Below are 14,632 nucleotides of genomic sequence, written 5' to 3' on the forward strand. Positions count from 1 at the left end.
TTTCGCTAAAGAGGCAAGCCTACGGCTTGCTTACCCTCTCCCTGGCCCTCGCCCCGTGGGAGAGGGTTAGGGAAACGAACCGCAAGGTTCGTCAGATACTCAAATGCCCGTATTATTCATAATAATGAATCCCCTGAAACTCCCTTGCCACCACTGCTTCTTCAAAAGCAGAATCGCGTTCGGACAGCGGCGAGGGCAGGGTAATTACGTTTTGCACGTTCATGCCCTTAGCGGAAAGCAGCATGATTTCATGGCTTAGGCGCGCGGCTTCAAAGCGGTCGTGCGTTACCAGCATACACGCCATGCCCTGCCGCTCGATTTTTTCCACCAGCATGGCAACCAAAATATCGCGCAAATCGCGGTCCAAACCGACAAACGGCTCGTCCAGCAAGGCTAGGTCGCAGCCGCACAGCAGCAGGCGCAAAAACGCCACCCGTTTCGCCATGCCGCCGGACAACTCGGTCGGATATTTGTTCAAATCGCCCGCAGTCAGCCCGACTTTCGCCGCCAGTGCGATGATTTCGCCTTCATCGGGTTTGTCCATAAAAATCGCGATATTCTGCATCGCGGTCAAGTTTTCAGGCAGGCGATTTTCCTGAAACAGAAAACCCGTTTTGCGGAAAGTATTGCGTATCGTGCCCGATTTTGGCGTTTCCAAACCGGCAATCAATCGCAAAACCGTCGTCTTGCCGCAGCCGCTCGGCCCGAATAAAGCTTTTACTTCGCCATGTTGCAGATTCAAACTGAAATCGCGCACGATGGGGTCACGGAGAATTTCAAAACGCACGTTTTCAAGACGGAGCATCATCTTCTCCACGGCATAAACAAAATTTCCAAAGGCTTGGTAATCAGGTATTCAAACAGCGACACAAACACGATAACCAACACCACATAAGCCATCACCGTCGAAGTCTCCAGCATCGCCCTCGCGTCCGCAATACGCGCGCCCACGCCTTCGCTCGCGCCCAAGAGTTCCGCCATAATCACTACCTTCACCCCCATCGCCACCGCCACGCCGATGCTGGAAATCACATAGCCCGTCAGGTGCGGGATATACAGATAACGGATTTTTTTCAGACGGCCTAATTTATAAGCGTCAAACAACTCCTCATGCTGCTTGTTCACGCTCGCCATTCCGACTGCCGCACTCGCAAACGTCAGCGGCGCAACCAAGACAATGATGGTAAACAGCACGCTCGGATTGCCGAAACCGAACCAAAACAACGCCATCACCACCCAAATAATCGGCGGCATCGCCAACAAAACCGTAATCACAGGCTTAAGCAACGCCATCGCCGTCTTAAAACTGCCCGCCACCAGCCCCGCCGCTAGTCCTGCTACCAAAGCAACCGAAATGCCCACCACAGAACGCCACAGCGAAATCCCGATTTCGTTTTCCTGAAAATGTTTCAATAAATCTAAAGACTTTTGAAACACCTCCACCGGCGCAGGCAGCATAAACTCGCCGAACACGGCACTGCCCCACGCCCACAACGCCACTACCACCATCGCCACGCTCAAACCGGCAAAGCCGCTCCAAAGGTAGTCGATGATGTAAAACACCGCAGGCTGCGGTTTGCGTATTTTGTCGGTTTTAATCATGGTTTGAGTGTTGGTTGAAGGGGATGGTTTGGGGACGGTAGATCATCTGAAAAAATGGTGATTGGGTTAGATGGAACACCGTAACCCAACCTATACTTACTTTTTGAATTTAGCAATTTTTATGATTTCTAGTTTTTTAATTCATGATCCCAAATTTGCTCACAAATAGCTTGATAAAGTTTTTGTCTTTCATCAATATCTTTCTTTTTAAATTCGGTATGAGCTCGAAATGGTAAATTTAATTCATTTGTTGGATTGATGAAATTAGGATTTTTCTCATATGCCAACGGACAAAGTGATTTTACCAATAAATTTTCTTTTATATAGTGAGTATGTTTTTTTTCATATGGTAAATCCCCATAAGATTGATTTATACCCCTTGGTAATAATACCAAATCACCAATTTTATTTCGGTATTGTTTGAACTCATGTTCTTGCTTAAACTCATCAGTATGATCTAAAAATTTATCAGCCCAAATATGCTCTACTTCAAAAGGTTTTCCTGACTCTGGCTGGAAATAACTTACAAAATTCGTATTTATTCCCGCTTTCTGTTCAACCCAAGCAGTAATACGAGAAAGTAAAAATTTTACGAATCTATAATTTTGTCCATGAAGTCGGAAGTCAGCCATCCCATTAAATGATTCTTGCATTTCAGAAAGTTTCTTAGAGAGTATGGCTTTCAGTTCATCAATATTTTTTCCTCTAATATCTTTAACTAAAAGATACATGGTATAACGAATTGAATTTGCTGAAAATTTCCTAAAGTTAATGGAGCGTTTTACAACAAATGTTTCAATATAACGTGCAACTATATTTATTTTCCTACAAACTATTTCTTCACTATCGGAAAGATTTAATGGAGAAAGCATTAATGGAAAACTTAATGTTGGAGCAATACCCCATTGATTTATATAATAAACATACTCAAGTCCTGTGGTTAGCGTTTTTTCTGCATTAAGAATCTTAATATAAGATTTCAAATAGAATTTGAAATCTTTTTGAATAAAATTTTCAAAAGTTTGGTCATCATTCTCATCTAACCCAATTTTCTTTAGATTATCTCTAACCCAGCTATGAAAACGAGTCCCTATTTTTTCAAAATCCTCATTTTGTGAACCTACTCCACCTGAACGAATACTATCAGCATACTTAGCTCTTAACCAAGATTGGAAAAATCTCTGTTCTTCATCCCTTTCAAAGGATTTAAGGTCTATCATCGCTTTCTTCCATTGCTCATTAGATAGCTTTCGTTTATCAGAATTTTTAAATCTAGATAAAATAAATCCTTTCAACATCTCAGATGGTGTAAGATTTAATCCTCGATCATTCATGGTTTCAAAAATGGTATAAGCATTTTCATCTGAATATGCAATAATTTCTACCATAATAACGTTATACTTTAGCCAATCTATAAAGAATGGAAAAGCTTCATTTTTTAACTCTTCGGGAAATGCCTCCACTATATCCTGATAACGCTTTGCCATGTTTATTGTTGATTCATCATCATCTTCATGTGGATTATATTCACCATGATTAAATAATGCTTCAAGGCAGGTAACTCTTTCTTCTACTGTAATATTAAAAGACTTATTTCCACGAAGTTCTGAAAAAATCATTGATTCGATCTTTTCTGATTGATTCAATTCTTTTTGTAAATTATTGAGATAAATTAAAAATAAAGTAAGTGAAGTTAGACGCTGCTGCCCATCAATAATACTGCGTTTTCCATCTTTTAAACTTACTACAAATGGACCAAGATAATAGTTATTATATTTTTCTCCTTCCTCTCGTTTATCTCCAGATGTATATTCTGTAAGAAAAGTAGACGTTAAATCAGTAACTAATGCTTCAATATGTTTTTTTTCCCAACTGTATTCACGCTGAAAAAAATCTACTGTATATTTTTGTTCATTTAATACATCAAATACATTTCTATGATGTGCTTCAATTTTGTTTTTAAAGTTACTCATTATTTTCCTTGGGTTTTATAAAATTAAATTATAACATTATGTATGTTTTTAGAATATATTTATCAAGGTAATCGTTACATATTTTCTAAACTTTATTTTGTGTATTAAAATTTTTCCTAAGCTATTCAGTTAACTAATGCCTTGATGAGCCGTCTGAAAATAGAAGATTGAATACTCACGACTATTCTACACTTTCAGACGGCCTCTCTCCCATTTTAAGCCAAGAAGAACCCGTTATCCGGCAGCTTGCCGCCTAAAAGTTTTGGGTTGAACTGCATTAGGATTTCGTAAAACTTCAAAATCTCGTTTTTCACTTCGCTGCCTTTGGTTACCGTCAGCCGCGCGCCGTCCAAGCCCATGACTAGGGCGGGTTCGGGGGCGGGGAGGTAGTTTTTGCCGATTTTCGCGGCGCTTTGGCGGTTGGCGAGTATCCAGTTGAGCGCGTTTTTCAAATCCTGATGGAAGAGGTCGAACTGCGCTTTGTGCGCGTGGAAATATTCTTCGTTGGCGATGATGCCTGCCATCGGAATCAGCGGTTTGGTGTCAAACGCCTGTCCCCATGCTTTCACCAAGTCAAAGCCGCGCACGACGTTTACCCCCATGGTTTTGCCTTTCAGTAGGCTGGCGGTTGCCATCGGTTCTGGCAGGATGGCGGCGTGGTAGTCCTTGCTCAAAAACAGTCCGACTGCTTCGGGCGGTGTGGCAGTGTAAGTGATGCCGACTTTGTGTGCGTCGATTTTCAGTTTTTTCAACAAAGCTTGCAGCACGATGTCGGGCATGTCGTTTTTAAATGGCACAAGGATTTTTTTGCCGACCAAATCCTGCGGCGAGGTAATCGCGCTGCCTTTGCACATCAGCTGCGTGATGCCGTTGGTCAAAATATTCACCATGCCGACTTTCTGCCCTTGGTTGCGCAGGTTCACGCCGACATTGCTCGGACTCATCATGACTTTAAATTGTCCGCTTGCTACGCCTGCACGCAGTTGATCGGGCGAACGCCAAATTTTCAGCGATACATCCGCCTGTTTCGCCAGCTTGCCTTGCAACGCCGCTACGGCAATGGTAACGCTGGGCATCGCCGGTGCGCCGTACACGGTAAATTGCTCTTTACCGGCTGCCAACAATGAAGGCGAAACGCCTGCGGCTGCCAGCGCGGCGGTCATTTTTAAGAAATCGCGTCTTTTCAGTTCCATTTTTTATCTCCTAATTCTTAATAAGCCAATGCAGGCATTCTTTCAGACGGCCTGATTTTAAAATGCCGCATGCAAACTCAACCAATATGTCCTGCCCGGTGCATACACTACACTGGGCGACAGGGCGAGGACGTGGTCGCCGCTGATGTATTCGGCGTATTTTTTGTTGAACACGTTGTTCACGCCCAAGCGCAAGCCGTATTTGTCTTTGATGTTTACGCCTGCGTAAAGGTCGGCAACGGTAAAGCCTTTGGCGGCTTCGCGTTTGTCTATGCCCAGACCGCTTGCCGCGTCAAAATCGCCGCGCGTTTGTTTGGCGACAAAGCGTGTTGCTGCGCCGATGTTGTAGCTGCCGTGGGCAAAGTAGTTTTTGTAGTCGGCTTGGACGGCGGCTTCAAACGGACGGATTTGATAGAGCGGTCTGCCGTCGGTTTCGTTGTGTCCGTAGTTGTAGGTGGCTTTGATACCTGCCGCCCAATGCGGATTGAAGTTGTAACGCGCGTAGGCCTGCGCGGTAAACAATCGTGCGTCCACGTTGCGTGTGATGATGCCGCCGCCTTTGGAAGCCGTGCCGCTTTGTCCGTGGGCGCGGTCAAAAATAATCAGGTCTTTGACTTTGTCCGCCACAAGTGTGCCGCCCACGTTCCAGCCTGCGCCTGCGAGCGAGTTCATGTAGCCGTTGTAGTAGTCGTTGCGGCTGTCGGCGTTGAGCTTGATGCGGTTGTGTTTTTCGGTTTTCAGCAGGGGATTGCCTGCGATGGCGGCGGCTGGGGTTTGGTTCATCAACGCGCCGTTCATGCGGTTTTGCACGATGGCGGCAAGCGAGTTGAAGCGTTCGGTGTTGTCGCCGATGCGTTCTAAGTGAGCAAGGGAAACGCTGTATTTTTGCGTTTCAGACGGCGTGAAATCGTATTTGAGTTCGCCGGAGAAGGCATGGCGGCGAACTTTGCCGTTGAAGTCGTAGCCGTAATGGGTTTTCCAGATTTGTTGCGATGAGGCGAAGGCAAGGTTGCGGTTCATCGGATGGGCGGGCTGCGCTGTATTTTTGCGTACGTCCGCTTCGTTGATTTCGTAGCTTAAGCCCAAACCCAGTTTGTGTTGGTCGTTGAACTTGTAAGACAGGGTATCGGCGATGCGCCAGCGGTCAATGTGCACATCGGCGAAACGGTAGCCGTTGAGGAAGTCGCGCATGGCGGTGTGGGCGTTGCGCTCGCCGTTTTGGCTGTCGTTGCGGTAGCTGACGGCGACGTTGTTGTGGAATTTACCAAAGTCCGCATCGTGTTTGAGTGAGAAGTCGTACACTTTGCGGTCAAGCTCTACGAATACTTGCTGCGGCGTGTTGTTTGGACGCAGAGAGTAATTGTCGGCATGGCGTTTGAGTTTGATGATGCCTGCTTCCGCGCTGACCGTATTGCTCAAATCGGCATTGCCCCAACGCGCGTTGAGTTTGGCGATGTGGCGTTCGGTATCCAATGCGTCATTGACGAACTGCGGTTGGCGGTCGTTGTTGATGTCATCGTGTAGATAGGTGAGGCGGTATTCTTGATTTTCAGACGGCACGAAACCGAGTACCAAAGCTTGATTAAAACGGCTGTATTTCCAATCTGTTTGATTGCCGTCGCCGTCTTTATAGCCGTTGGCCTTGGTGTGATTGAGGTTGACCACGCCGTACACTTTCGCCCCGCGCGCTTGCGCGGTAATGGAATTGTAAAAGCTTTTGCCGTAAAAACCGCTGTTTGCTTTCAGCGGACGGAAGGCTTGGTCTATGTTTTCGGTAACAAAGTAATGATCGCTGCGGTCGGTGCGGTCAAATTGGTTTTCGGGGAAATAGCCTTGTGCGGCGGTCGGTGCAATCGGTTTGGGAGGGGAAAAGGTTTTGACAGGCTGGATTTCATCAGGGTCTGCCAAGGTTTCGGCAAAGCCGTTTGCGGCGGCAAAACCGCTCATTAACAGGTAAACCAAATGTTTTCGTTTCATCTTTATCTCCTGATAATCATTTTTATTCATTATGCTCTTGGAGAGAAACAAAGTAAAGAAACGATAAGGTATTTATTGTCGATAAATACCTAACGTAGAACACAAATCGGCAAGGAGGAAAATTTTTAGAAGAGGGGAGCGGCGGCGCAGGTTGTATTTGCTCCGAAATCGGGTTTTATCTTCTATTAATATTTCAGGTTGATAAAGCAAAAGGCCGTCTGAAAACCTCTCTCTTTTCAGACGGCCTTTTGCTGGGTATAATAAATTTACGAATCATTATTATTTCTGTTTAAATGTAGGAGAAACGCATGAGTACCCGTACCGAACACGACACCATGGGCAATGTCGAAGTCCCGTCCGAAGCCTATTGGGGCGCGCAGACCCAGCGTAGCTGCAACAATTTCAAAATCGGCGGCGAAACCCTGCCGCAGCCGCTGATTTATGCTTTGGCGCTGGTGAAAAAAGCCGCCGCCGCCACCAATGTTTCCCTCGGCAGGATTAAGCCTGAGCAGGCGGATTTGATTACGCAGGCGGCGGATGACGTGTTGAACGGCAAGCTCGACGGGCAGTTTCCTTTAGTGGTTTGGCAGACCGGCTCCGGCACGCAGTCCAATATGAACATGAACGAAGTGCTGGCGAACCGTGCCAACGAAATCGCCGGTACGGGTTTGGCGGCGTACCAGCCCGTCCATCCCAACGACCATGTGAACCACGCGCAATCGACCAACGACGCGTTCCCGACCGCCATCCACGTCGCCGCCGCGATTGAAATCAACCGCCACCTCATTCCGGCGGTAAAAGCCCTACGCGACACATTGGACAAAAAAGCCAAAGAATTCGCCCCCATCGTCAAAATCGGCCGCACCCATTTGCAGGATGCGACGCCGTTGACTTTGGGACAAGAATTTTCCGGCTACGTTTCCCAGCTTGACCACGGCTTAGGCCGTCTGAACGACGCGCTCAAAGGTTTATACGAACTCGCTTTGGGCGGCACGGCGGTCGGCACAGGTTTGAACAGCCATCCCGAATACGCCGAAAAAGCCGCCGCCAAACTCGCCGAACTGTCCGGCCTGCCGTTTGTCAGCGCGCCGAACAAATTTGAAGCCTTGGGCGGACGTGATGCCGCCGTTGCCGCTTCGGGCGCATTGAAAACGCTGGCGGCAAGCCTGAACAAAATCGCCAACGACATCCGCTGGCTGGCAAGCGGCCCGCGCTGCGGTTTGGGTGAAATTAAAATCCCCGAAAACGAGCCGGGTTCGTCCATCATGCCGGGCAAAGTCAACCCGACCCAATGCGAAGCGATGACCATGGTGTGCTGCCAAGTGTTCGGCAACGACGTTACCATCGGCATGGCGGGCGCGTCGGGCAATTTCGAGCTGAACGTCTATATGCCCGTTATCGCCTACAACCTCTTGCAATCCATCCGCCTCTTGGGCGATGCGTGCAACAGCTTCAACGAAAACTGCGCCGCCGGCATCGAACCCGTACCAGAAAAAATCGATTATTTCCTGCACCATTCCCTGATGTTGGTTACTGCGTTAAACCGCAAAATCGGCTACGAAAACGCCGCCAAAGTTGCCAAAACCGCCTATAAAAACGACAAATCGCTGCGCGAAACTGCCGTTGAGTTGGGCTTGCTGACAGGCGAAGAGTTTGACGAACTGGTTGTCCCCGCCGATATGGTTCATCCGCGTTAAGCTTTAATAATGAAACATGCCGTCTGAAAATGTGTTCAGACGGCATGTTTTTATGCTGCGCTTGTCTTTTCTTCGAATAGGGCAAAAATCATTGGCATCAGATTGACGACCATTAGAAACATTATTGAGCTCAAAAATGTACGCCAGGCATAATGCCACGCTTCCTTTCTGTCTGCTTGAGGTAGGAGCGATGCAGAATAGCGGTTGTGTAGGGTTTTTGCGGTGTCATTGTTTTCTAAATAGTCCAACGAAAGTACCAATAATTTGCCTGTGTCCTTGTGTTGTAAGAATTTGGCATGTTCAACCCAGATGCCCGGCTTGGCGTGTTCGCATAAAGATTCAATGCCGACGCAAGAGGCTAAGCTGTTTTGGTTGTTTTGCAAAATCGACAGCTCGTTTTTTTCGGCCTGCATGGTGGCGGCGGAGGTTTGATGAAGGTATGCGCTCATGCCGTTGCGCTCTATTGCTTGGAAATCATGGAGCTGGCTGAATCCGCCATTTTCCCAGGCGACGAATACGGCATAGCAGCCGCTGAATAGGCAGATCATAGCCAATTTTAAGACAATGTTTTTCATCCTCGCTCCTTTTTTTGAAGACGGCGGCAAAGTCAGGAGGCGTGTTTTCTCGTTTGAAGGTAAGTTTAGGTTTTATCAGTTTTTATTGTGAGGTTGAGTGTAACACAGGTAATCAAAAGGCCGTCTGAAAATTTTCAGACGGCCTTTTATTATGTGTTTAGATGGGTTTAAGCCAACAATTTACGCCAGCGTTTCACTTGGAAACGGACTTGTTCAGGCGCGGTGCCGCCCAAGTGGTTGCGCGCGTTTAAGCTGCCTTCGGGTGTCAGCACGCTGTAAACGTCGTCGGCGATCAAACCGCTGAAACCTTGCAGGACTTCAAGCGGCAATTCGCTCAAATCAACACCTGCTTTATCGGCATGGCGCACGGCTTGGGCAACGACTTCGTGGCTGTCGCGGAAAGGCATGCCTTTTTTCACTAAGTAGTCCGCCAAGTCGGTAGCCGTTGCAAAGCCCTGCATTACAGCGGCACGCATATTGTCGGGTTTGACGGTCACGCCGCGCATCATGTCGGCGTAAATGCGCAGGGTGTCGATAAGCGTGTCGGCAGTGTCAAACAAAGGCTCTTTGTCTTCCTGATTGTCTTTGTTGTATGCCAAAGGTTGCGATTTCATCAGGGTAACCAAGCCGATCAGGTGTCCGATGACGCGACCGGATTTGCCACGTACGAGTTCGGGTACGTCGGGGTTTTTCTTTTGCGGCATGATAGACGAGCCGGTGCAGAAACGGTCGGCAATATCGATAAAGCCGAAACGCGGACTCATCCACAAAATCAATTCTTCGGAAAGACGGCTCAGGTGAACCATAATCAGGGAAGCGGCGGCGGTGAACTCAATGGCAAAATCGCGGTCAGATACGGCATCGAGCGAGTTTTGGCAGATTTGTTCAAAGCCCAACAGCTCGGCGGTAATTTCGCGTTGAATCGGGTAGGTGGTACCAGCAAGGGCTGCGGCGCCGAGCGGCATACGGTTGACGCGTTTGCGACAGTCGGCCATGCGCTCGAAATCGCGGCCGAGCATTTCAACGTAGGCGAGCATGTGATGCCCGAAGCTGACCGGCTGTGCAACTTGCAGATGGGTAAAGCCGGGCATGACGGTTTCCGCGTTTTGCTCCGCCAAATCAACCAAGGCCGTCTGAAGGTTTTGAATCAGGCTTTGAATAACGGTAATTTGATCGCGCAGCCACAGGCGGATGTCGGTGGCGACTTGGTCGTTGCGGCTGCGGCCGGTATGCAGGCGTTTACCGGCATCGCCGATTTTGTCGGTGAGGCGGCGTTCGATGTTCATGTGGACATCTTCCAAATCCAGCGACCAGGAAATCGTTCCTTCCTTGATTTCTGCTATAATCTCGGCCATGCCCTGACGGATGGCGGAGAGGTCGTCTTCGCTCAAAACGCCCGACTGTGTCAGCATTTGCGCGTGTGCCAGCGAGCCTTGGATGTCCCATTCTGCCAGCCGTTTGTCAAAATCAATCGAGCCGGTATATTTTTTGACCAGCTCGGAAACAGGTTCGTTAAAACGGCCTGACCAGGTTTTGTCCTTGCTCATATCAGCATCCTTAAAATATAAATAAAAAAACAGGGTCTACGTCTTCAATATAGCAGACCCGTCTATACATTATGAAAGAAAACGGTTGAAATCATGTCTATTATACGTCAAATAAACCAGAATTTCGCAGTGCCGGATTTGCGAAATTCCGCAACTCTGGTGCGCCTGCTCATTGTTTTGTTAATCAGTTTGTTTATCTTTCCGTTGATGACGGTATCGGGCGTGCCTTATCCGGAACAGATTTTCCAACATTTTTCATGGGCTTGCCCCGTCATCCTCTTAATTTTACTCAAGGTCTATTTCTTACAGGCATTTGCGCCGTCCCTGCTTCGCTCGCAGTACAGTGTCGTGGTTTCCTACGTCTCCAACCTGCTGATTTTCTTGTTTGTCGATCTAGTGATTTTGAAGACAGAGATGTGGCCGCTGATTCAACACTTCTTCTTGCTGACTTTTTTTTGTTTCAGCTTCATGTACATCGAAGCAGCCCGCCGCAACAGCCTTGCGCCTTCCATTTCCGAAGCCAGGCTGAGCGCGTTGACGGCGCGTATCCGTCCGCATTTCTTGTTTAACAGCCTAAATGCCGCCATCAGCTTAATCCGTCTGCGTCCGTATGATGCGGAAACTTTGCTGGAAAATCTGGCCAATCTGTTCCGTGCACAACTGCGCGACGGTAGTCAAAACAGCACCTTAGGGCAGGAAATCGAGTGGGCGCAGGAATATATTGCCATCGAGCAAATCCGCATGGGACATATGCGCGTACAGGTTATGTGGCAACACCATGCGCCCGACGATGCGGAGACGCCGCATCTGTTGCTGCAGCCGCTTTTGGAAAATGCCGTATTTCATGGTGTCGAATCCTCCCACCGTCCAGGGATAATTACGGTATTAACAAAATTGGAAAAATCCTCTATTTTCATCAGTATCGAGAATCCGTACGGAACAGAACCTAACGAAAATACCAAGCCGCATAAAGGCAATTCTATGGCCTTACGCAACCTGAAAGAGCGCCTGACTTTGATGTATGACACCGACGCGAAAATCAGAAGCATCCAATCAGACGGCCTGTTCCGCGTTGAAATCATATTGCCATACCGTAAAAAATCAGCGGAAGTTTCCCGTCTGTTTGGCTAAAACGCGTAGAAGAGGGCGGCTTTGGATAAGTTAGACTATTAATACATTAAATAAAATAGTTTAAATTTATTACATTCAGCAACATAAACTGTTCCCATTTTTTGAAAACTGGTCTATGATGGTCAAAAGGATTGTTCACAATCCTTAATTGCAAATCATTTGCAACTGCCCAGAAGAAAAAACAGAAAAAGGAACAAAGAGATGTTAGAAGCCTATCGTAAAGCCGCCGCCGAGCGCGCCGCCCTTGGTATTCCCCCCCTTCCTCTGACTGCTCAGCAGACTGCTGATTTGGTTGAGCTGCTGAAAAATCCACCTGCCGGTGAAGGTGAGTTCTTGGTTGAGCTGTTGGCTCACCGCGTACCACCCGGTGTGGACGATGCCGCCAAAGTTAAAGCCTCATTTTTGGCTGCCGTTGCCGAAGGCAGCGCATCCAGTCCGCTGATTTCCCCTGAGTATGCTACCGAGCTGTTGGGTACCATGCTTGGCGGTTACAACATTCATGCACTCATCGAACTCTTGGACAATGACAAACTTGCACCTATCGCTGCAAATGGTCTGAAACACACTCTGTTGATGTTTGACTCTTTCCACGATGTTCAAGAAAAAGCCGAAAAAGGCAACAAATACGCGCAAGAAGTATTGCAATCTTGGGCGGATGCCGAATGGTTTACTTCTCGTGCCAAAGTTCCTGAAAAAATCACTGTTACCGTCTTTAAAGTCGACGGAGAAACCAATACAGACGACCTCTCTCCTGCACCTGATGCATGGAGCCGCCCCGATATTCCGCTGCACGCGCTGGCCATGCTGAAAAACCCGCGCGACGGCATCACGCCCGACAAACCGGGCGAAGTCGGTCCGATTAAATTGTTGGAAGAACTCAAAGCCAAAGGCCATCCGGTTGCCTACGTCGGCGACGTGGTCGGTACCGGTTCTTCACGCAAATCCGCGACCAACTCCGTCATTTGGCATACAGGCGAAGACATCCCGTTCGTTCCGAACAAACGTTTTGGCGGCGTCTGCTTGGGTGGCAAAATCGCACCGATTTTCTTCAATACTCAAGAAGACTCCGGCGCATTGCCGATTGAAGTCGATGTATCAGCTCTGAAAATGGGCGATGTCGTCGATATCCTGCCTTATGAAGGCAAAATCGTGAAAAATGGTGAAACCGTTGCCGAATTCAGCTTGAAATCACAAGTATTGCTGGACGAAGTGCAAGCGGGTGGCCGTATCAACCTAATTATCGGTCGCGGTCTGACTGCCAAAGCGCGCGAAGCCCTGAAACTGCCTGCTTCCACCGAATTCCGTCTGCCTCAAGCACCTGCCGAAAGCAAAGCCGGTTTCACGTTGGCCCAAAAAATGGTTGGTCGCGCCTGCGGTTTGCCGGAAGGCAAAGGCGTGCGTCCGGGTACTTACTGCGAACCACGCATGACTACTGTCGGCTCGCAAGATACTACCGGTCCGATGACCCGCGACGAGTTGAAAGACTTGGCTTGTTTGGGCTTCTCCGCCGATATGGTGATGCAGTCTTTCTGTCACACCGCCGCTTATCCGAAACCTGTCGATGTCAGAACCCATAAAGAATTGCCTGCCTTCATCTCTACCCGTGGCGGTGTATCCCTGCGTCCAGGCGACGGCGTGATTCACTCATGGCTCAACCGTCTGCTGTTGCCTGATACAGTCGGTACCGGCGGCGACAGCCACACCCGTTTCCCTATCGGTATTTCCTTCCCTGCCGGTTCCGGCTTGGTTGCTTTCGCAGCAGCCACCGGTGTGATGCCACTCGATATGCCTGAGTCCGTACTGGTACGCTTCAGCGGCAAACTGCAACCGGGCGTAACCCTGCGCGATTTGGTAAATGCCATTCCACTGTACGCGATTAAACAAGGTTTGCTGACCGTTGCCAAAGCCGGTAAGAAAAACATCTTCTCCGGCCGTATCCTCGAAATTGAAGGCCTGCCTGATTTGAAAGTAGAACAAGCTTTTGAATTGACCGACGCATCCGCCGAACGCTCCGCAGCAGGCTGTACCGTGAAGCTCAATAAAGAGCCGATTATCGAGTACATGAAATCCAACATTGTGTTGATGAAAAACATGATTGCCGACGGCTATCAAGACCCGCGCACTTTGGAGCGCCGCATCAAAGCCATGGAAAAATGGTTGGCGAATCCTGAGCTGCTCGAAGCAGATAAAGATGCCGAATACGCCGCTGTGATTGAAATCAACATGGACGACATCAAAGAGCCGATTATTGCCTGCCCGAACGACCCTGACGACGTGTGCTTCATGTCTGAACGCTCCGGCACTAAAATCGACGAAGTGTTCATTGGTTCTTGTATGACCAACATCGGCCACTTCCGCGCCGCTTCCAAACTCTTGGAAGGCAAGTCCGACATCCCCGTCCGCCTGTGGATGGCGCCGCCGACCAAAATGGATGCGAAAGAGTTGTCTGACGAAGGTCACTACGGCGTACTCGGCCGTGCCGGCGCGCGTATGGAAATGCCGGGTTGCTCATTGTGTATGGGTAACCAAGCACAAGTACACGAAGGCGCGACTGTCATGTCCACTTCCACCCGTAACTTCCCGAACCGCTTGGGTAAAAACACCTTCGTTTACCTCGGCTCGGCTGAGTTGGCGGCAATCTGCTCCAAACTAGGTAAAATCCCGACTGTTGAAGAATACCAAGCCAACATCGGTATCATCAACGAGCAGGGCGACCAAATTTACCGCTACATGAACTTCAACGAAATCGACAGCTACAACGAAGTAGCCGAGAAAGTAAATGTTTAATGTAACAAGGTAAACCGATTTTCAGACGGCCTTAAATAACCAAGGCCGTCTGAAACGGATAAATAAAGGACGTGTTCATTACGTCCTTTTTATTTTAGGTTTAATAAAAGGCTGTCTGAAAGATATATTTCAGACGGCCTTTTAGTACAA

General features: G+C 48.4%; 10 protein-coding genes. 3 read left to right on the forward strand and 7 right to left on the reverse strand.

Annotated features, from left to right (window positions below):
- Nucleotides 1–112: 112 nt before the first annotated feature.
- From FOC66_RS00940 to FOC66_RS00960, 5 genes are all read right to left on the reverse strand, one after another.
- Nucleotides 113–805: an ATP-binding cassette domain-containing protein gene (locus FOC66_RS00940; RefSeq protein WP_003745751.1), complete on the reverse strand. Its 693-nt coding sequence runs from the start codon at nucleotides 803–805 to the stop codon at nucleotides 113–115.
- A complete protein-coding gene (locus tag FOC66_RS00945; protein WP_003745753.1) occupies nucleotides 805–1,602 on the reverse strand; it encodes an ABC transporter permease in 798 nt (265 codons plus the stop codon). Before FOC66_RS00945 ends, FOC66_RS00940 begins: the two co-directional genes overlap by 1 nt.
- Before the next feature lie 128 nt (nucleotides 1,603–1,730).
- Entirely contained in the window at nucleotides 1,731–3,575 is a 1,845-nt protein-coding gene (locus FOC66_RS00950) for a DUF262 domain-containing protein (RefSeq protein WP_003745755.1), read from the reverse strand.
- A 215-nt stretch (nucleotides 3,576–3,790) separates the two neighbouring features.
- A complete protein-coding gene (locus FOC66_RS00955) occupies nucleotides 3,791–4,768 on the reverse strand; it encodes an ABC transporter substrate-binding protein (protein WP_003745757.1) in 978 nt (325 codons plus the stop codon).
- 57 nt (nucleotides 4,769–4,825) lie between these two features.
- Nucleotides 4,826–6,745 (reverse strand): TonB-dependent receptor, encoded by a 1,920-nt coding sequence (locus FOC66_RS00960; RefSeq protein WP_036493534.1) that lies wholly within the window; start codon nucleotides 6,743–6,745, stop codon nucleotides 4,826–4,828.
- 308 nt (nucleotides 6,746–7,053) lie between these two features.
- On the opposite strand from FOC66_RS00960, the gene fumC reads away from it, so the two are divergent.
- A complete protein-coding gene (fumC, locus tag FOC66_RS00965) occupies nucleotides 7,054–8,442 on the forward strand; it encodes a class II fumarate hydratase (protein WP_003745761.1) in 1,389 nt (462 codons plus the stop codon).
- 50 nt (nucleotides 8,443–8,492) lie between these two features.
- Here fumC and FOC66_RS00970 read toward each other — a convergent pair whose 3' ends face one another.
- On the reverse strand, nucleotides 8,493–9,017 hold the full coding sequence (locus tag FOC66_RS00970; protein WP_003745762.1) for a hypothetical protein: 525 nt from the start codon (nucleotides 9,015–9,017) through the stop codon (nucleotides 8,493–8,495).
- A gap of 167 nt (nucleotides 9,018–9,184) precedes the next feature.
- Entirely contained in the window at nucleotides 9,185–10,564 is a 1,380-nt protein-coding gene (gene argH, locus FOC66_RS00975) for an argininosuccinate lyase (RefSeq protein ID WP_003745764.1), read from the reverse strand.
- 93 nt (nucleotides 10,565–10,657) lie between these two features.
- Here argH and FOC66_RS00980 point away from each other — a divergent pair, with 93 nt between their 5' ends.
- Together FOC66_RS00980 and acnB are read left to right on the forward strand one after the other, a co-directional pair.
- Nucleotides 10,658–11,695 (forward strand): sensor histidine kinase, encoded by a 1,038-nt coding sequence (locus tag FOC66_RS00980; RefSeq protein WP_172884816.1) that lies wholly within the window; start codon nucleotides 10,658–10,660, stop codon nucleotides 11,693–11,695.
- A 201-nt stretch (nucleotides 11,696–11,896) separates the two neighbouring features.
- Nucleotides 11,897–14,482 carry a bifunctional aconitate hydratase 2/2-methylisocitrate dehydratase gene (acnB, locus tag FOC66_RS00985; protein WP_003745767.1) on the forward strand — a complete coding sequence of 862 codons (2,586 nt, stop codon included), beginning with the start codon at nucleotides 11,897–11,899 and terminating at the stop codon, nucleotides 14,480–14,482.
- Nucleotides 14,483–14,632: the final 150 nt, after the last annotated feature.

Origin of the sequence: Neisseria mucosa, from assembly GCF_013267835.1 — a bacterium.
Lineage (GTDB): Bacteria > Pseudomonadota > Gammaproteobacteria > Burkholderiales > Neisseriaceae > Neisseria.

Coding starts and splice junctions, on each gene's coding strand:
- FOC66_RS00940 (WP_003745751.1), bottom strand. CDS start 805: ATGCTCCGTCTTGAAAACGTGCGTTTTGAAATTCTCCGTGACCCCATC.
- FOC66_RS00945 (WP_003745753.1), bottom strand. CDS start 1,602: ATGATTAAAACCGACAAAATACGCAAACCGCAGCCTGCGGTGTTTTAC.
- FOC66_RS00950 (WP_003745755.1), bottom strand. CDS start 3,575: ATGAGTAACTTTAAAAACAAAATTGAAGCACATCATAGAAATGTATTT.
- FOC66_RS00955 (WP_003745757.1), bottom strand. CDS start 4,768: ATGGAACTGAAAAGACGCGATTTCTTAAAAATGACCGCCGCGCTGGCA.
- FOC66_RS00960 (WP_036493534.1), bottom strand. CDS start 6,745: ATGAAACGAAAACATTTGGTTTACCTGTTAATGAGCGGTTTTGCCGCC.
- fumC (WP_003745761.1), top strand. CDS start 7,054: ATGAGTACCCGTACCGAACACGACACCATGGGCAATGTCGAAGTCCCG.
- FOC66_RS00970 (WP_003745762.1), bottom strand. CDS start 9,017: ATGAAAAACATTGTCTTAAAATTGGCTATGATCTGCCTATTCAGCGGC.
- argH (WP_003745764.1), bottom strand. CDS start 10,564: ATGAGCAAGGACAAAACCTGGTCAGGCCGTTTTAACGAACCTGTTTCC.
- FOC66_RS00980 (WP_172884816.1), top strand. CDS start 10,658: ATGTCTATTATACGTCAAATAAACCAGAATTTCGCAGTGCCGGATTTG.
- acnB (WP_003745767.1), top strand. CDS start 11,897: ATGTTAGAAGCCTATCGTAAAGCCGCCGCCGAGCGCGCCGCCCTTGGT.